Below are 17,643 nucleotides of genomic sequence, written 5' to 3'. Positions count from 1 at the left end.
GGTACCGGCTGCGACCCCGCCAGCTCCCGAAGTTGGTTAAAGTGTCTCCTTAATAGGAAATCTCGATTGGTTCATCCCCTTTGCCGAAGCGCGGCATCACACCCAGCATCGGTGCGGCACGGCGCACGATAGCGCCAACCATAGGCGCTGCGTTCCAACCAGCAGTTACACCTGTTCCCTCACGTTCGCGCTTAGGCTCGTCGATCACGACAAGCACCACATATCGCGGGTCGTCCATGGGAAACGCTGACAGGAACGAGTTGCGCCGCTTGTTGTCGACATATCGGCCATTTTCGATCTTTTCCGCGGTTCCCGTTTTGCCACCAACGACATAGCCAGGAACATCTGCCTTGCGCCCTGATCCGGAAAGAACATTCAAGCGGAAAAGATACCGCATGATCCGGCTAACTTCAGGCGAAATAACTTGTTTCTCAACGGCTTGAACATCTGCCGGACTGCGCGGAACAAAGGTTGGAGGCAGGAGCTTGCCTCCATTGACGAGTGCTGCGGCAGCAACTGCGGTCTGCATCGGAGTGACTGAAATACCGTGACCAAATGAAATCGTCATGGCTGCCAGCTCATTCCATTTCGGCGGCAGCAATGGCGCAGCATTTTCCGGCAACTCAGTCTTCAAACGCTTCGTCAGATGAAGGCGCTCGAAAAATTCACGTTGCCTGGAGATACCGGTTGCCAACATCATCTTGGCTGTGCCGATGTTGGAGGAATAAATGAAAATTTCCGGGACAGACAGAATTCGGTTTTTCCCGTGGAAATCGGAAATCGTCCGACCTCCGGCCCGAATCGGACGCGTGGCATCAAAACTATCGTTGATTGAAACGGCACCAGAATCCAGTGCCATCGCAGTCGTGAAGGTTTTGAAAACGGAGCCCATTTCAAAGACGCCGCCCGTCGCTCTGTTCAGACGGTCTTTCTCAAGCGCCTCCGAACGGTCATTCGGGTCGTAGTCCGGCAAGGAAGACATCGCAACGACTTCGCCGGTTTTTGCGTCCAAGACAATTCCGGCAGCGGCAATTGCCTTGTAGCGCTCCATCGCCTTGACCAGTTCGTCGCGCACCACGTGCTGAACCCGCAAGTCTACCGACAAACGCACGGGCTCCATCGAGCGGTCGGACGTGAAGCCGAGAGACTGCAGGTCGGCAAGCCACTCGCCATCAATGTATTTCTCGATACCCGCCAGACCCTGATTGTCGACGTTGACCGAACCGACAATGTGACCTGCTGTTGGACCGCCAGGATAAAATCTCTGGTTCTCAGACAGGAACCCGACGCCAGGCAGACCGAGATTGTGAATCTTCTTGGCCTGTTGCGGCGTCATTTCACGCTTCAGCCAGACAAAGCCGGTGCCGCTTTCCAAGCGACGGCGCACCAAGGCCTCATCAAGTTCCGGAAGAACACGGATCAGGCCCTCGACGGCCTCATCGACGTCAATGACGCGGCGCGGTTCGGCATAAAGAGACGCGGTCTTGATATCCGTCGCGAGGATTTCTCCATTACGATCAATGAGATCAGGCCGCGATGCCGAAACGGAATCCTGTGCGGAGATAAAGGCACGCGACGGCGCTTCCTCCATCTGCGCAAGCATGACAAGACGCCCAGCGATGGCGACATAAACACATGCAAAAGCAAGCATGGCGACATAGACACGTGATTTGACCGCGCTTGAAGACACTGATCCCCGGGCAGCCCTTGGCTGGGAGCGCCGCACTTGAAGGAAACTTTCCGGTTCGCTTACCAAGGTCATAATGCCACCCTCACCGGATCGTTGCCGATGAGCCGGCATAGCCGCCCATCTGGTTGCCGCCGATCGGCTCCAGCATAACCGGACGCGCAGGAAGGTCTTCCGGCGCCACGATCTGCTTCACATCAAGCGGCTTCAGTTGGAGATAATCGTTGTAACGCTCGACCAGGGCCTGCAGCCGGTCCGGCTTGTTCAAGAGACTCCATTCGGCTTTCAAATGCCGGATAGCATTTCGCTCTTCATCGATCTGTCGCTGAAGATCGGCAACTTTCTCCGCCGATTTCGTTGCCGCGAGCTTCATGTCGTAAACGGTCGCCGCGCCTATAACGACCGCCAGAATGAACAATATGTTCAGCGTACGAACCACCTTCAGCCCCCTAGCCCATGATATTCCGCCAGGCGTGGAACACCCGCCGCATGGATATCCAGTTCCCGCGCCGGCGCATCCGTGCGGCGACCGGCCCTGAGCTTTGCAGAACGAGCCCGCGGGTTGACGCCTGTTTCATCAGCAGCCGCTTCCACAGCCTTGCGCGTCAAAAGCTCAAATGTCGCCGGTGGCACTTCCTGCTCCGGCATATGACGCGAACCACCGCCACGAGTTCGTGTCCTGTCCTGGAAGAACCGCTTCACGATACGGTCTTCCAGCGAATGAAAGCTCACCAGCACAAGACGCCCGCCGGGTTTCAGTATGCGCTCAGCGGCACCCAGCGCTTCAGCCGCCTGGTGCAGCTCGCCATTCACGTAGATCCGCAGCGCCTGGAACGTGCGTGTCGCCGGATGGATCTGTGCTTTCTTCGGTGAGCGGCCAAGCACCTTCTCGATAAGGCGCGCCAATTCCAGCGTCCGGGAAAAAGCTTTTTCCTTGCGCGCGTTGGCAATCGCGTGCGCAACAGTCGTGGCTCGCTTTTCTTCGCCCAACAGACCGATGATGCGAATGAGGTCCTTTACCGGCACCTCGTTGACCACGTCTGCCGCAGACGGTCCGGACTGCTCCATACGCATGTCGAGCGGACCGTCTTTCATGAAGGAAAAACCACGCTCGGCCTCATCGAGCTGCATGGACGAAACGCCAAGATCCAGAACGACCCCGTCAACGCCATCAAATCCAGACTGACGGGCATGACCTTCCAGACCCGCAAACTGTCCGGCAACAAGCATCAGGCGACCTTCCGCTTCCTGGACCAATGCCTGCCCGCCGGCTATCGCATCCGGATCCCGGTCGATGCCGACAACCTTTGCGCCACGCTCAAGTATTGCGCGGGAGTAACCACCAGCTCCGAATGTGCCATCGATCACGACGCCATCAGGCTTCGGATCCAACCACTCCAGCACCTCATCCAGAAGAACCGGCACATGACGCTCAGGTCCGCCTGCGGCGAGATTTTCATCTCTTACGCCAAGCGCCATCATGCCGGTCCTCCTTGAGAGGAGACGGGGCTCTGCCCCGACAGCATCGCGAGCGCGCGCTTTTGGGCCTCCGCGCTGTACTCACGAAACTTGGTTGGTTCCCAGATCTGAAATTTGTATTTCAAGCCTACGAATGTGACTTGATCGGAAATGCCCGTGTGATCGCGTATCATGTCGGAGATGGTCATACGCCCATCTCCGTCAATTTTCGGGTTTTCGCTGGCTCCGAAAAGAGCAACGGCAAGTGCATCGTGATCGGGTGAAAGTTTGGCAAAAGCCTCGGATGTCGCCTCGATCTGCGCCAGCAGTTCGTTGCCACCAGCATCGACCGCGTCGCAATGGGAGGATTTGATACAATAAAGACCTTCAAAACCATCTCTCGCAAGCACCGAACGGAAAGGTGCCGGGATCGACACGCGACCCTTGGCATCCAGCCGGTTGGTGAAGTGAGAAACAAATCCGGCCATAAATCCCCTCGAAGCGGGTCCCCACCCGCAGAAATCCCCTAGTCACCCTGGAATGAAGGAAGGCCAGATACCCGCCAGGACATGCAATTTGCGAAAGCGGCTCCTGATAAGCCGTTAAAACAGATGCCCTGAGCCCGACAAATATGGGCCCGCACTCCCCATTCTGGGTTCTTATGGGATACCATGGGAATTCATGGGCGGTCAATGGAATCTCATGGATTCCAGCTCGATTTGATCGCACACGACCCCGTCGAGCGATGTTATGACGAACATGCTTAATGAAGCCTTGACAGAAACCAAGAATCGGATTCGCAGGAATACGGAGGTTTTCCAAATTGGCGCTGCAAACTCCGGCAATAATTGCCTAGCGCACAAAGACTTGTGGAGAATGAAAAACGTCGGGCAACCGTGCGACGGCTTCGGCAAAAATTCAGCCAGGTCTCGAAATATCCATAGATCCGGGTTAGACGTCCGCAGCTAAAAAATACCCGCGCATTGCACAATAGGCCTGAAAAAGTCTTTTCGTCCCTATGAACGAAACTCAACCGAGTGTTTGGTAGCCCCTAGTCTGCCTTGGCGTTTCGCCGAAACATCGTTTGTAAGCAACGCTAAAACGGCCAAAATGCCGATGCCCCGACAAATCAGCTACCTCCGCAATCGAAAGACCGTCGGATCCGCTGATCAGAAGATGGCGCGCATATGCCAGACGCATGCCCTGCAAATACTGGATCGGGCTGCGACCAAACTCTCGTTTGAAAAGCAGCTGGAGATTGCGCGGAGTTGTTCCGGCATAGGAACTGATGTCCAAAAGACCGATATCTTCGTGAAAACGGTCACAGATCATTTCAGTAGCGCGCTTAACGATCGCCGGTGTTGCCCCCCCGCTGGTCCTGCTCAGCATTGGTGACACCGTATTTGGCTGGCTGTCCAACAGGGATGTTACCAGCGTTTCTTCCATAAGGTCCTGGCTACGATCATTCTTCTTGCCAAAGACCTCCCCGGCTTCAGCTCCTCTGAAAAGCCCGCGAAGCCTTTTTGCCCATCGGGCAAGATCCGGATGCGTTAAATCCAGCTTTGCGTTGAACCGAATAGGGCCAAGCTCGGTTCCAGCCATGCGGACCGCCACCTGTCGTACAAAGGTCCGTTCGATTTGCAAGAGAACCTGTTCGCACCCCGCGTGCCACCGCATCTTGGTATGGCGATCCGGGTTCAGCAGGGTCGCAGTGCCGGTATTGGACGAGACAAACTGACGACCATTCGTAACCTCTGCGGTACCGGCAATTGGTATCTGTATCAGATAGAAATCCGCCAACTCGCCTGGGTCGATGGTCACATCGGCACCGTATCGAAGGTAATTCAGGGACAGGTGTCGACCGGCCACCCTGTTCTGGCATGCGTCAAAAGGAGTGTCTGCCGAAGCCAACTCCAGTCGATGATTGCAAAAATGACGCGCAACAATGTCCCGGGCTTCATCGACATCCAACGTTTCGAAGCACCGATAGCGATCCAGCGGAGTTTTGCCTGACAGCTGCGATATCATGCATGAGAGCATGCCGCCGAAGCCTTCGGCGTTCAAGAAGAACGCGTTCTGCAATGCGGCATTTCACAGCAGCAGATCAGGTTTTTTCGCAAATCGGATAAAATTTCTACGCAGGCCGCGCTTAGCTTTTGTGCCCATTAACGCAACGACAAGCGAGACAAGCATCATGCAGAACGGAGCAGGCGTCACCTCTGCCGAAAAGGGGTTGGACAACATCAGCTGGAATGTTGTTGGGCACACCTATACGCCCAAGTTGGTGAGCAACAATGCCTTTATCTGGCATGCCGAGATTCCGGCGGAAACCTTCGTGCCCCCTCATATTCATCCCACACAGGACGAGTGGATCGTCATGCTTGAGGGTGAATTGGAAGTCGAAATGGGCGGCAGCGTTCACAAGGCCGGCCCCGGAGACACGGTTCGCATGCCCATGGGCGAAGCTCACGGTATTTTCAACCGGTCCGGAAAGACGGCAACCTGCGTCTTCGGTGTCGCACCGACCCGAAAGTTGTTCGACCTTTTCGGCGCTCTGAACGGCATTACCGATCCTGCGGAACTTGTGCGGCTTTCTGCGTTGCACGAGGTCGATTTTCTTCCCCCGCCAGATGAGGCCTGATCAAACGGGCCGTCTCATAGGTTAAGATAGAGGATTAATTCAATGACGAAACGCAAGACTGTCGCTGTCATCGGCGGCGGCGTGAGTGGACTTGCGGCTGCCAAAGCCTTTGACGAACGTGGCCACCGCGTTCTCGGGTTTGAACGCAGTCACGATCTTGGCGGGGTATGGGAACCATCAAGGTCATACCCGGATGTCCAGACTCAATCGCCGAAAGACCTTTACCGTTTCACAGATATGCCGATGCCGGAAAGCTACCCGGAATGGCCAAAAGGGCCTCAGGTGCACGCATACCTGCATGCTTATGCCGACAAGCATAAGCTTGGCAGACTATTTCGTCTCAATACCCGCGTTCAATCCATGGAAAGGCGCACCGATGGCGGGAAAGGCTGGACGCTCACCTTGGAAGCCGCAGGAAAGACATGGTCTGAAGAATTCGATTTCGTTGCTGTATGTACCGGTCAGTTTTCCGACAAGAACATTATCCGCCACCCAGGACAGGATGAATTCGAAGCTGCCGGGGGCAGCGTCATGCACAGCTCCGAATACACCGACAGCAATCTGGCAGACGGCAAAAGAGTGGTCGTGCTAGGCGGGTCGAAATCAGCCACGGACATTGTCGTCAATGCATCCCGAAACGGTGCGAAATCCGTCACAATGGTCTACCGGGAACCGGTTTGGCGCGTTCCCTACTTTGTGGGAGGCATCAACTTCAAACGGCTTTTGTACATGCGCGCGCAGGAGCAGCAGTTCAACAGCTGGGGGCGGTCACCCATACGTAAAGCTGTATTCGCCGCGTTCACGCCTTTGATTTGGGCCAATTTCCGAGGACTTGAAACACTTCTCAAACTTCAACTGAAACTCAAAAAATGGGACATGGTTCCCGATGTCCCAATTGAAAAGGACGCATCTTGCTCATTGCCGATCGTGACGCCAGGCTTGTTCGAAGGTTTTGAGGACGGATCCATAAAGCCGATAAAAAGCACGTTTGAACGCTATGAGGAAGGCCATGTGGTTCTTGCGAACGGCGACAGGTTGCCTTGCGATCTTGCAGTTCTCGCTGTTGGCTGGAAACTGGGTGTCCCCTACCTGGCGCAAACGTATCAAGAAAAGCTGATTGAGCAGGATGGGCAATATCGGGTCTACAGACTTGCCGTTAATCCCGATCTTCCCGACATGGGGTTTGTCGGGTTCAATTCCAGTTTCTGCACGATCTTGTCCGCTGAAATGATCGCCAATTGGCTAGTGCGATATGCCGACGGCAAGCTTGCCAATCAACCGGACGCGGACGAAATGCGCAAAAACATTAATGAAATGCTGGAATGGAGACGACACGAACGGCCTGCTGCCAAGGTTTATGGCGGTTTGTGTTCTGCGCCATTCCATTTCCGCCATTTCGACGAGTTGCTGGCCGATATGGGCGCAACCAGGCGCAAGCGCACCAATCCGGTGGCCGAACAGTTCTTATACCCGAACGCGGATGCATATGGAGAATTCTTGAAGAGCACGCCGCAATACACAGCGAGCTGAAAATCGTCAAAAAAAGAAGTGCCAGCCGGCCTGTAAGCCGGGTTCTGTATGGCCCGCATCCGCGGACGTGACAGCCATTCGTCTGGGGCACCTGTTGCCAGGCACCTCACGCAACCAACCCGGACAGTTGGTCTGGAAACCGACCCGGGCCAGGATCGCTCCATGGCCCAATACTGTCCCTATTCGGTCTTGCTCCCGGTGGGGTTTACCATGCCGCTGCTGTTGCCAGCAGCGCGGTGGGCTCTTACTCCACCCTTTCACCCTTACTCCGATACAATCTTGCGATCGGACCGGAGCGGTTTGCTTTCTGTGGCACTTTCCCTAAGGTCGCCCTCGCCGGGCGTTACCCGGCACCGTGTTTCCTTGGAGCCCGGACTTTCCTCCCCCGCAACCTTTCGGCGTTTGCGGCAGCGGCTGTCCGGCCGACTGGCGCTTGCGGACTTAAGTGGCTTTGCCGACAAGGTCAAGCAACTGCGCAAACCGCGTCCAGTATCCTGTCAATCATTGCAGGTCACCGTATTTGTTTGACGCTTCGGGAGAGCAACTGAAAACACCGGTTTCACGTTTCCTTGAGCCAGTTGAAAAACCTATATTTTCTGCCAAAAATCCGAGCTAGTTTATTTTTGACTATGTAGTACAGAATTCCCATATGTCTCCCGCTACCATGAGTGCAAGTCGCGCTCTGAAATGAAAGAGAGACAGCCAGATGACTGAATTTTCACGCCACACACTTGAGACTGCGCCCGAGCAAAGCAAGCCGCTTCTCAACAACTCACTTCAAGCGTTTGGGATGATACCGAACCTGCATGCCGTCATGGCAGAATCTCCTCAGCACCTAGAGGCCTACCAGAAGCTTCATGAACTCTTTCAGCAGACCAGCCTGACGGCAGCTCAGCAAACTGTCGTGTGGATGACAATCAATGTGGAGCACGCCTGTCACTATTGCGTACCTGCCCATACCGCCATCGCACATATGCAGAAAATCAACAGCGGCCTCATCGAAGCCCTTCGAAACGCGACACCGCTTGAAGACGCGAAACTCGAAGCCCTTCGTCGGTTCACGCTTCAGGTCGTGCGTCAACGCGGCAATATCTCAACCCAAGATGTGGAGAGCTTTCTGGCCGCGGGCTACAGCAAACAACATGTTCTTGACGTCATTCTTGGCGTCGCACAGAAAGTAATGTCTAATTACGTCAACCACCTGGCTGACACGCCTGTTGATCCACCGTTTCAAAAATTCGCTTGGACCCCGGCGGCGATCGCAGCTGAATAACGACTTTCAGTCTCCGGCGAACCAACTGCCGGAGACTGAAATGCAATGAAGTTTCATGGCCGGAAGACCAAAATCCTTTGATGTCGATGAGGCGATTGATGCCTTTGTCGATGTATTCTGGACCAAGGGCTACAGAGGCACTTCTGTTGACGATCTTCAAGACGCTGCAGGCATCAAGCGCGGCAGTTTCTATGCCGCCTTCGGCTGCAAGGACGACGTGTTTGAGATAGTTCTCGAAAAATACTGGAGTGAAGCAACCGAGGCCGGCCTCAAGATCCTCGACGAAGACAAGCCGCCAAAGCAGGCGGCGGCGGAATTCATCAGGCACATCGGGTCGTTCATGTCCCTCAATACGCCGCGTGGCTGCCTACTTCTGTCGTCATCGAGCGAAACAACAGGCGCAAATAACGGCGAGAAGCCACTTGTATGCGCAAAGATGACCGAGCTGGAAAACCGCCTGTTGCGGACGCTGAAAAAAGACGATGACGAAACGTCTGCGATCTGCGCTCGCGACCAGGCCAATTTCGTTCTCGCCGTTATCCTTGGACTCAACGCAATGGCAAAGGCTGACTGTGGTTCCTCAAGGATTATGGCGGCGGCGGATTATGCTGCAACAAGCATCGCGTCCAAATAGAGAAACAGTCGCTGATATTCACGTGCTGAAATCTCCATTCTCCAGTAAGCTGCTAAGTGTATCGATACCGGCTACCATCTCCTTTTCCTGAGCACCGGCGAAACCGATGATGAGTCCCGCTTTTGCATCTCTACCGAGATAGCAGTTGCTCATTGGCGAAACCGCAAAACCTTTGGATTGCATGGCAACAGCAAGAGAGACGTCGTCAATCGGCTCCCGAAAGAGGAGCGCAACTTGCACATTGCCCGTTGGCAGCTTGACATCGACACGATTGCCCAAACGGGCCTGCAAGGTTTCAACCAACGCAATTCCACGCGCTTCGTAGATCCGTCGGATCTGCTTCAGATGTTTTTGATATGCACCGCAGTCCATGAAATGCTCAAGCGCGGCCTGTGCCTGAACGTTGGTCGCACATCCCATGTTGCGCATGAACTGCTCCAATGATGCCACCAGACCCTGTGGAACCACGCAATAGGCAATGCGCAAACCCGGCATCAGACTTTTTGAGAAGGTCCCGAGATAAACCACCTGACCTTCACTCGCCAACCCCTGCAAAGCTGCAACCGGGCGGCCTGAAAACAGGAACTCGCTGTCGTAGTCATCCTCAAGGATTGCCGCTCCGGCCTCCCGGGCAGCGTCCAATAGTGCAAGTCGACGCGCGAGCGGCATGCGTGTGCCAAGCGGATATTGATGCGAGGGCGTGACGTAGATCAGCCTTGGAGGTTTCTCCAACTGAGCGAGTTTGCCGGGATCCGCCCCTTCTTCATCCACCGGCAGCGGACGTACCTTAAGCCCTGCCACATGAAACGCGGTACGAGCACCGAGATAACCCGGCTCTTCGAGCCAGGCTTCATCTCCGGGATCAGCCAATGCAAGAGACAGCAGGGACAGACAAGCTTGCATGGAACTGGTGATCAGGATCTGCTCCGGTTCTGCTCGTACCCCACGTTCAGTGGCCAAGTAGCGCGCCAGACGTTTCTTCAATGCCGGCAGGCCGGAAAAATTGCGGTATTGGAGATCCGGACTACGCTCCAGTCTGGCCGCACGGCGAAGCGATCTTGCCCACTCTTCGTAAGGGAAACAGTCTAACGCGGGTGTTCCAGGCTGCAGAGCTCCATGCCTGAAGGCCCACCCGTTTCCACGAATGTTTGCAGCCATGAGCTCTCCACGTCTGGAAAGGCGCGGCGACGTTGCACCAAGTTCGGAGGATGAAGAGCTACCTTCCAGACGCATGCCATTTGCAATGCGCGGCGCAGCTCCTGACTTGACCCTGGTAATCCCTTCAGCCCGAAGCAGTTCGTATGCCGTGTTCACCGTATTTCGGCCAACCTGCAAGGAGGCGGCAAGACGACGAGTTGACGGCAAGGCACTTCCCGAGTGCAACAGACCAGACTGAACCGCTTTCCTGATTGATCGATAAATCTGCTCAGCAAGTGGAACATCAGACCGTCTTTTAAGCGTCAAAATGCCTTCGGGTAAAACTGGTTCTGTCATTTTTAAGAAACCGGATCTTTTTTGGAGCCAATTTCTTGAGCAAAGAACATCACACAACTGACAGTCAAGTGGAGAGTTTGATGTCCTCCTTGGAAAAGCGACAGGCAACTGATTTGCCGCGCTACGCGAAAATCCGGCAGATGAACAGAGGCAGCTACGATCGGGATCTCGTCAACGAGATATTGGATGCCGGTCTTTTGGCGCATTGCGCCTTCATCCATGAACGAAGACCCATGGTCATCCCGATGGCCTACGCGCGCTCAGGCAACAAAATCTACATTCACGGTGCGAGCAAAACCCGCATCATCAAGGAGAATGCAGACGGTGTCCCCGCTAGTCTGACCGTAACTCTGGTCGACGGTATCGTAGCCGCCCGTTCCGCCTTTCATCATTCAATGAACTATCGCTGTGCGATCGTTCATGGGACCGCGCGACTTGTCGAAGATCATGCCGAGCAAATCGAGGCCTTGAAAGCGATCACCGATCATCTGATGCCCGGTCGTTGGGATGAATGCCGCGATATGACAGCAATCGAGCACAAAGCGACGGGCGTACTCGCACTTGAGATCGAGCATGCAAGTTCAAAAGTCAGAACCGGGGGTCCGGTCGATGATGAAGAGGACCTCGGAACAGACCTGTGGGCAGGCGTCATCCCTGTCGTCACCTCCCTTGGTCCGCCCTTTGCCGCCGCAGATGTTCCGGACGAGACGCCAATTCCCGCTTCGGTACCGGCTGCACAACGGAAGTTTGCGTAGGTTTGGCGAGCGCAAAAAAACCCGCCGGGATTTCCCGACGGGTTCTTGTCCACGACTGACCGCCCTGCAGTCTAGTGTGCTGTTTCCCCAACCAAATCAGATGGAACCAATAAGGCGTTTGACCTTGGAGCAGTAGCGACGGCTCACCGGGTTCATGCGCTTTGCGTAATGACCAGCGTTGTAGCGCAGGATCGTGCCACACAAATCGCCGCCCGCTTTCTGGTGCGCACCGGCAAGATACTTCATGCCCCATTCGAGATTGGTCGCCGGATCATAGAGCGCTTTGGTCGAACCACGATATCCGATGCCACGGGCCGTTGCCGGCTTGATCTGCATCAGACCCACCTCACCGGCCCTGCCCCGGGCGCGCGGATTGAAATTGCTTTCAACTTCGACAACAGCCTTGGCTATTTTGACCGGAACACCGTGTTTGGCGGCAGCCTTGCGTATCAGCGACGTGTAGCTGCTGCGACTGGCTGATTTCTTGGATGTCTTCGCCTTGGCGTTTTTTGTGCTTTTTGCGGTCGATTTTGCTTTCGCGGTCGACGCCTTGGATTTCTTCGTCGTCTTCTCCGACTTGTCCGTTTCGATGATGTGAAGGATCGGCTTTGATCCTGAGCCGACATTCATGGCCTGCTTCACATCTTTGGATTTGTCATCCTTATCCTTCTTCTTCGTGTCAATCACATGCAGGATCGGGTCCGATCCTGATCCGACCGCCATGGCAGCAGGTGAGAAAGAGGAAGTAGCATAGGCGAAAAGGCAAAGCGCCCCAGTAACTTTCGTTAATGACCGTAACATTCAGTCCAGCCCTTTTGGTTTTTGGTGTTGTTGATTTCGAGGCGGAGAAATGACGGAGCTATGGGACAAAATTGGGCGCTTCCCAATCACGAATTATTTCAATTTATTTCGAATTCTCTCGGAGATTCAGTGCAAAAATTCGTCAGAAACTGCAAATTTTGACGAAATTGGGCAAGCAAGAGGGCGTTTGGTTGGCGATCTGGAGAAAGACTGTGACGCCATCTTGCGACTCAAAACTTTTTTCTACCGCAGCGCAACATAAACTCAGCAGTTCCAGGAACGACCTGCCGGAGAAAAGTCTTTGTCCGAAGCCGGTCCGGTTCAGTCCGCAAGTGACGGCAATTTCTTCAGAAGGCTGTGCAGCGTTTCGATCGTTGATCTGTCAACCACGCCATCAACCCTTTCAGGTCGGAAATGCCGTTGGAACGCGGAAACAGCATGCTTTGTCTGGGAGCTGAAATCACCACTCACTGCGACCTCGTAGCCATAAAGCGCAAGCATGGACTGAAGAGCTTCCACAGGCTGGCCGCTATCGCCCTCCTGCATCAGCAAGCCGCTACCAATAGGGCTCGGATCGACGAAGTGGCCAACCCCACACTCTGCCAGGCGGCCCCACGGGAACAGCTCGCCAGGGTCGACTTTTCGTTCCGGAGCGATATCGGAATGTCCCAAAACCATCCAGGGCTGAATTCCATGCCTTTTGCAGATGTCGCTGACAAGCTCGATGACGGCGTCGACCTGTGCCGGAGGGAAAGAGCGGTACCCGAATTCATGTCCCGGATTGACGATTTCAACACCGATCGAGCGGGAGTTCGTGTCCGCTTCACCTTTCCAAAAGCCTTGCCCTGCATGCCATGCTCGCCGCGCCTCTGGAACGCACTGTAGGATCGATCCATCTTCATCGACAAAGTAGTGAGCAGAGACTTCTGCTCGAGGGTCGCAAAGCCTTTGAAGGGCAATTTCCGCGGATTGCATGCCGGTATAGTGCAAAACGACCATATCGATTTTGGCACCATTGGCCCTTGGGCCGTGATTGGGAGACGGATGAACCCTTGCCGGAACTCCGGTATCTGTTGCGACGCTCATATACCCCGTTCCGCACTTATCTGTGCCCAGGCGTTGTTCAACGCGGCAAGCCGGTCATTCGCTATACGGACGAATTCTTCCGGGACACCCCTGGCAATCAAACGGTCCGGATGGGTTTCCTGAACTTCGCGGCGGTAGTGAGCCTTGAGGTCGGCGTTGCTGGCGTCGGGACCAAGCCCCAGGACATCATAGGGATTTCCGTCCTTGCGCACATGGCGGGCAAGGACTTTTGAGAACTCTCGTTCGTCCAGTCCAAAGACTTCGGCCACTTTCGAAAGGTAGCCGACTTCGCTTTCGTGTACGACACCGTCGGCCTTGGCGATATGAAACAAACCGTCAAGGATGTCGAGCAAAGTCTTGTGATCGTAGGGGAACAGATCGGCCAGCTTCTTGGCATAGACTTCAAACCCGGCAACGTCCTCCTGCGCCAGGTTGAAAAGACGGGCAACGTTGCGCTCTTCTTTGGGGGGAACTTCGAAAAGTTCGCGAAACGCAATGATCTCGTCGGTGGTTACAACCCCATCTGCCTTTGCCATCTTGGCCGACAAGGCGATCATTGCAACGGTAAAACCAACACTGCTGGTGCCTTCCGGGCGCGCCAGAACAAGCTGCACGAGCCGGTCAACGAACTGGGCTCCACCAGTACCAATAGAACTTACAATACTGCCCAGGCTGCTCCAGACGCTCACCCATGCGCTCCTATTCGGAATTGCGCCAGAATGTTCTGGCCAGCCCAATCCATCTGAATCATTTGCTTTCCACACTCATATCGACCAGAGGGATGTTTGACCAGCGATCATGGCTTCAACCGGACATGAGCAGCGGCTCCACCAGGATCGAAAACAACTAGGACCTGCAAATATGGTCCTGATTCCTCGCGAAGATTCATGTTGGTGAAAGGAATTGCGCCTAAAATTTTCGCACTTGTGTTGAGATATTGGTAATACGCCGAATGGCTGCCCCCCTGGTCAGAAGAAACATTGTTATATTTTTCATATCGATGTCATTGGTTCTGACATTGGCGCTGGGGGTTTATGCGAGCAATAGACTTCTGACTCATTGGCTGGTTGTGCGCGGTTTGGAGCAAGCCTTCATTCCCTATGAGAAGTCCATACAGGATATGCTTGTCTCCTTGCAGCAAGGTCGCCAGCCTGAATTGCCGAAAGTCAGCCAACTGCGATTGTCCAAGGCACAGGAGCCGACATCCCTGCTTCCGACAAGCACTTTGAACACCGTCGGAGATATGTTGCAGCTCAAAATGGGAAGGTCGGAAGTTCTGGACGCAGCTGTGGTCCTTCCGAACTCGGCACCGGGCACAAAACATCTCGACACCGACTTCAGCAAGATTGAATGGTACAAGGCCAACACGCTGATTTCTGCTGACACGCTGGCCAGCGCACGCACCGCACTGAATTCGTCAAAGCTTTTGACGGCCGTTCCGGATATGACACTGTTCGGAAAATTCGGGCCAAATGCAGTGCTTGCATACAGACCGGAAAATATCGGTCCAGATGTGCCTGGCTTGCTCATATTAGTGACCCAGTCGGAACTGCTCGCAAGCTTGACGCCTCTGGTTTGGTCGATCAGCGCAGCGATCGGCGGCCTCTGCCTTGCGTCCATCGTGTTTGCAGGCTTTCTCTTGTGGATGCGGTTCTATGATCAGGTACGCACAAACCGCGATATCCAGTACCTGGCGCACCATGACACGCTAACCGGGTTGCCGAACCGCGCCGTGTTCAATGCGCGTTTGACGGAGGCCCTGCGTCTGTCACAGGCCAAAGCCTCAAACATTGGCGTCATGTTGATCGACGTCGACAAATTCAAGGAAATCAACGACACATACGGCCATGGCACCGGTGACGTGTTTTTGCAGATTGTTGGCGAACGCTTAAAGTCCGTCTTCAACAACCATCTTGTTGCCCGTCTATCTGGCGACGAATTCGCAGTCATGTTGACCTCGATTTCAGATCCGGCTCGCATGACCCGCCTTGCAGCGGATATGAACGCGGCCACCGAGGCTCCTTGCACAATCGATGGCAAGGACATCAAGATCTCACTCTCAATCGGGATTGCACGTGCGACAGACGGATCCTGGCGGGCTTCGCGTTTGCTTCATTGCGCCGACCTTGCTCTATACCGGGCAAAACACAGCGGGCGCTCGACATTTGCCTGGTACACGGCTGAACTCGACGCCGAAGCTCAAAAACGGAAGGAAGTCGAGGAAGGCCTGACCAAGGCCCTCAAGTTCGATCAGTTCAAACTGCTTTACCAACCACAATACTCTTTGCGCGACGGAGAGTTGAAGGGTTATGAGGCGCTGATCCGCTGGGACCATCCGGCCAAAGGAACCATTCGTCCTGACATATTCATCCCTATCGCTGAAGATACGGGGCTTATCGAAGAGATTGGCACTTGGGTTTTGAACCATGCCTGCCTGGAAGCAGCGCTCTGGGAAGACAAGAGCCGTCGTATTGCTGTCAACGTCTCAGCTGCACAGTTCATCGCGGGTGAAACGCAACACCGCGTTGCAACTGCACTTCGGAATTCTGGACTCGATCCGCATCGACTTGAGATCGAGGTTACAGAAAGTCTCCTGATTTCAAACACAGATGCCGTTATTGAAACACTGCGACAGATCCGCGACATGGGCGTGTCGATTGCGATGGATGATTTCGGTACAGGCTACTCATCGCTTAGCTATCTCAGCCTGTTTCCGTTCGATAAAATCAAGATCGACAAGGCCTTTGTTCAAAACCTCGGAAAAGATGCCAGCACGGATGCCATTGTCACATCCATCGTGGGTCTTGGCCGTTCACTCGATGTTATCATCACCGCAGAAGGTGTTGAAACAGAAGAACAGGCGGTGCTGCTGAGCGCTGCCGGGTGTGATTTGGTGCAGGGATACATGTTCGGCAAGCCCGACGAAGTAACCCGGCATGAAGCCGAATACCCCATCTTTCCTCTAAACGAAGAAGGCGGTTTGTGGTTCCCGCAAAATATGGCTCGGCGTACGAATTCACCGAAAATCCGTCTTGCTCCGAAACTCGCTCAAAGTTCAAAACCTATGGAAGACGCAGAGACAGACGCAAACTCGGAATTGAAATCGGCTGGATAAACACAAGGTTTCGCCTAAAGAACAACACCTACTGCGGCTTCAGATGATGCAGAGCGTTTTACTCGATCTGCCTTGCGTTCTGAGTACCTGTCCACGAGATAAGCGGATCTGCCTCGAACCAGCAGCGTGAATTTCATCAACTCTTCCATCACGTCAACAACTCGATCGTAAAGAGGTGACGGCTTCATGCGCCCGTCTTCGTCAAATTCCTGATAAGCCTTCGGCACCGACGACTGGTTGGGAATTGTAACCATGCGCATCCAACGTCCGAGAATGCGCATTTGATTGAGCGCGTTGAAGGACTGAGATCCACCCGACACCTGCATGAGCGCAAGGGTCTTGCCCTGTGTAGGTCTAATAGCGCCGGTACTGAGTGGGATCCAGTCAATCTGGGATTTCAATACTCCAGTCATTGCGCCATGTCGCTCTGGAGAGCACCAGACCTGAGCTTCCGACCAGTTGCACATGTCCCTGAGCTCATCCACTTTTGGATGGTTACTTTCAGCATCATCCGGCAATGGCAGGCCGGCAGGGTCAAAGATCCGGGTTTCTGCTCCGAAAGCGTTCAAAATTCTTTCAGCCTCTTGAACCAGAAACCGGCTGTAGGACCGTTCTCTCAAAGATCCGTAAAGCAACAGAACACGCGGTGCATGCATCTCTTCATTCAACGACATGAGCCGATCGCCCTCAATCGGCGCAACATCGGCTTCAGTGACATTACGCAGGCCGCTTCCAGCCAGGTCGAGATCAGGCATCCGTTGTTCCAGAGTTCACAATCTCACCGTCTTCCTTGGTAAAAGATCCGATTTCAGTTGGAAGCAGGTCCATCACCTTTTCCGAGGGGCGACACAGAAGAGCCCCTTTGTCGGAGACGACAATCGGCCGATTGATCAGTATTGGATGTTCCATCATAAAATCGACCAGTTGATCATCAGTCCATTTGTCATTGGAAAGCCCGAGTTCGTCATAGGGAGTTCCCTTCTGACGAATGAGGTCCCGCACAGGAATGCCCATCTGGGCAATCAGTTCGAGAAGCTCTTCTCTGCTTGGCGGCGTTTTCAGATATTCGATGATCTGTGGCTCGATGCCTGACTTTCGGATCATTTCAAGCGTGTTACGCGACGTCCCGCATTTGGGGTTGTGATAGATGGTGATTGTCATGTTTTCCC

At 54.3% G+C, this 17,643-nt stretch carries 17 protein-coding genes and 1 other RNA gene; 6 read left to right on the top strand and 12 right to left on the bottom strand.

Going from position 1 to position 17,643, the window contains the following annotated elements; all coding sequences use genetic code 11:
• Positions 1 to 49 precede the first annotated feature (49 nt).
• From FIV00_RS10860 to FIV00_RS10840, 5 genes are all read right to left on the bottom strand, one after another.
• A complete protein-coding gene (locus FIV00_RS10860; RefSeq protein WP_152500761.1) occupies positions 50 to 1,762 on the bottom strand; it encodes a penicillin-binding protein 2 in 1,713 nt (570 codons plus the stop codon).
• 10 nt (positions 1,763 to 1,772) lie between these two features.
• The gene (locus tag FIV00_RS10855; RefSeq protein ID WP_152500760.1) at positions 1,773 to 2,126 is read right to left on the bottom strand and encodes a hypothetical protein; all 354 of its coding nucleotides are present in this window, start codon (positions 2,124 to 2,126) and stop codon (positions 1,773 to 1,775) included.
• A 2-nt stretch (positions 2,127 to 2,128) separates the two neighbouring features.
• The gene (rsmH, locus tag FIV00_RS10850) at positions 2,129 to 3,169 is read right to left on the bottom strand and encodes a 16S rRNA (cytosine(1402)-N(4))-methyltransferase RsmH (RefSeq protein ID WP_152500759.1); all 1,041 of its coding nucleotides are present in this window, start codon (positions 3,167 to 3,169) and stop codon (positions 2,129 to 2,131) included.
• Complete coding sequence (locus tag FIV00_RS10845) at positions 3,166 to 3,633, bottom strand: division/cell wall cluster transcriptional repressor MraZ (RefSeq protein WP_152500758.1); 468 nt, start codon at positions 3,631 to 3,633, stop codon at positions 3,166 to 3,168. Before FIV00_RS10845 ends, rsmH begins: the two co-directional genes overlap by 4 nt.
• A gap of 541 nt (positions 3,634 to 4,174) precedes the next feature.
• A complete protein-coding gene (locus FIV00_RS10840) occupies positions 4,175 to 5,227 on the bottom strand; it encodes an AraC family transcriptional regulator (RefSeq protein ID WP_209006887.1) in 1,053 nt (350 codons plus the stop codon).
• A 112-nt stretch (positions 5,228 to 5,339) separates the two neighbouring features.
• Between FIV00_RS10840 and FIV00_RS10835 the strand changes: the two genes are divergently transcribed.
• A complete protein-coding gene (locus FIV00_RS10835) occupies positions 5,340 to 5,786 on the top strand; it encodes a cupin domain-containing protein (protein ID WP_152500757.1) in 447 nt (148 codons plus the stop codon).
• A gap of 42 nt (positions 5,787 to 5,828) precedes the next feature.
• On the top strand, positions 5,829 to 7,316 hold the full coding sequence (locus FIV00_RS10830; protein WP_152500756.1) for an NAD(P)/FAD-dependent oxidoreductase: 1,488 nt from the start codon (positions 5,829 to 5,831) through the stop codon (positions 7,314 to 7,316).
• Between the two features lie 17 nt (positions 7,317 to 7,333).
• On the opposite strand, the gene rnpB is transcribed toward FIV00_RS10830, so the two are convergent.
• Positions 7,334 to 7,746, bottom strand: an RNA gene (gene rnpB, locus FIV00_RS10825) — RNase P RNA component class A.
• 276 nt (positions 7,747 to 8,022) lie between these two features.
• On the opposite strand from rnpB, the gene FIV00_RS10820 reads away from it, so the two are divergent.
• Entirely contained in the window at positions 8,023 to 8,589 is a 567-nt protein-coding gene (locus tag FIV00_RS10820; protein ID WP_152500755.1) for a carboxymuconolactone decarboxylase family protein, read from the top strand.
• A 55-nt stretch (positions 8,590 to 8,644) separates the two neighbouring features.
• The gene (locus tag FIV00_RS10815) at positions 8,645 to 9,223 is read left to right on the top strand and encodes a TetR/AcrR family transcriptional regulator (RefSeq protein WP_152500754.1); all 579 of its coding nucleotides are present in this window, start codon (positions 8,645 to 8,647) and stop codon (positions 9,221 to 9,223) included.
• Positions 9,224 to 9,241: 18 nt separating this feature from the next.
• On the opposite strand, the gene FIV00_RS10810 is transcribed toward FIV00_RS10815, so the two are convergent.
• On the bottom strand, positions 9,242 to 10,717 hold the full coding sequence (locus FIV00_RS10810; RefSeq protein WP_152500753.1) for a PLP-dependent aminotransferase family protein: 1,476 nt from the start codon (positions 10,715 to 10,717) through the stop codon (positions 9,242 to 9,244).
• Positions 10,718 to 10,797: 80 nt separating this feature from the next.
• On the opposite strand from FIV00_RS10810, the gene FIV00_RS10805 reads away from it, so the two are divergent.
• The gene (locus tag FIV00_RS10805; protein ID WP_152500752.1) at positions 10,798 to 11,472 is read left to right on the top strand and encodes a pyridoxamine 5'-phosphate oxidase family protein; all 675 of its coding nucleotides are present in this window, start codon (positions 10,798 to 10,800) and stop codon (positions 11,470 to 11,472) included.
• A 96-nt stretch (positions 11,473 to 11,568) separates the two neighbouring features.
• Here FIV00_RS10805 and FIV00_RS10800 read toward each other — a convergent pair whose 3' ends face one another.
• The 3 genes from FIV00_RS10800 to FIV00_RS10790 form a co-directional block, all read right to left on the bottom strand.
• Positions 11,569 to 12,195 (bottom strand): lytic transglycosylase domain-containing protein, encoded by a 627-nt coding sequence (locus FIV00_RS10800; RefSeq protein ID WP_247649413.1) that lies wholly within the window; start codon positions 12,193 to 12,195, stop codon positions 11,569 to 11,571.
• A gap of 399 nt (positions 12,196 to 12,594) precedes the next feature.
• Positions 12,595 to 13,359 (bottom strand): N-acetylmuramoyl-L-alanine amidase, encoded by a 765-nt coding sequence (locus FIV00_RS10795; protein WP_152500751.1) that lies wholly within the window; start codon positions 13,357 to 13,359, stop codon positions 12,595 to 12,597.
• On the bottom strand, positions 13,356 to 14,048 hold the full coding sequence (locus FIV00_RS10790) for a molecular chaperone DjiA (protein ID WP_152500750.1): 693 nt from the start codon (positions 14,046 to 14,048) through the stop codon (positions 13,356 to 13,358). Before FIV00_RS10790 ends, FIV00_RS10795 begins: the two co-directional genes overlap by 4 nt.
• Before the next feature lie 263 nt (positions 14,049 to 14,311).
• Between FIV00_RS10790 and FIV00_RS10785 the strand changes: the two genes are divergently transcribed.
• Positions 14,312 to 16,474: a bifunctional diguanylate cyclase/phosphodiesterase gene (locus tag FIV00_RS10785; RefSeq protein WP_209006886.1), complete on the top strand. Its 2,163-nt coding sequence runs from the start codon at positions 14,312 to 14,314 to the stop codon at positions 16,472 to 16,474.
• Positions 16,475 to 16,488: 14 nt separating this feature from the next.
• On the opposite strand, the gene arsH is transcribed toward FIV00_RS10785, so the two are convergent.
• Positions 16,489 to 17,148, bottom strand: a complete 660-nt coding sequence (gene arsH / locus FIV00_RS10780; RefSeq protein WP_247649412.1) for an arsenical resistance protein ArsH — start codon at positions 17,146 to 17,148, stop codon at positions 16,489 to 16,491.
• A gap of 73 nt (positions 17,149 to 17,221) precedes the next feature.
• On the bottom strand, positions 17,222 to 17,635 hold the full coding sequence (gene arsC / locus FIV00_RS10775) for an arsenate reductase (glutaredoxin) (RefSeq protein WP_152500748.1): 414 nt from the start codon (positions 17,633 to 17,635) through the stop codon (positions 17,222 to 17,224).
• Positions 17,636 to 17,643: the final 8 nt, after the last annotated feature.

The organism is Labrenzia sp. THAF82 (assembly GCF_009363435.1).
In the GTDB taxonomy this organism is placed as follows: domain Bacteria; phylum Pseudomonadota; class Alphaproteobacteria; order Rhizobiales; family Stappiaceae; genus Roseibium; species Roseibium porphyridii.
The sequence above is the reverse complement of the archived record's forward strand: the minus strand, read 5'-3'. Positions and strand labels throughout refer to the sequence as shown.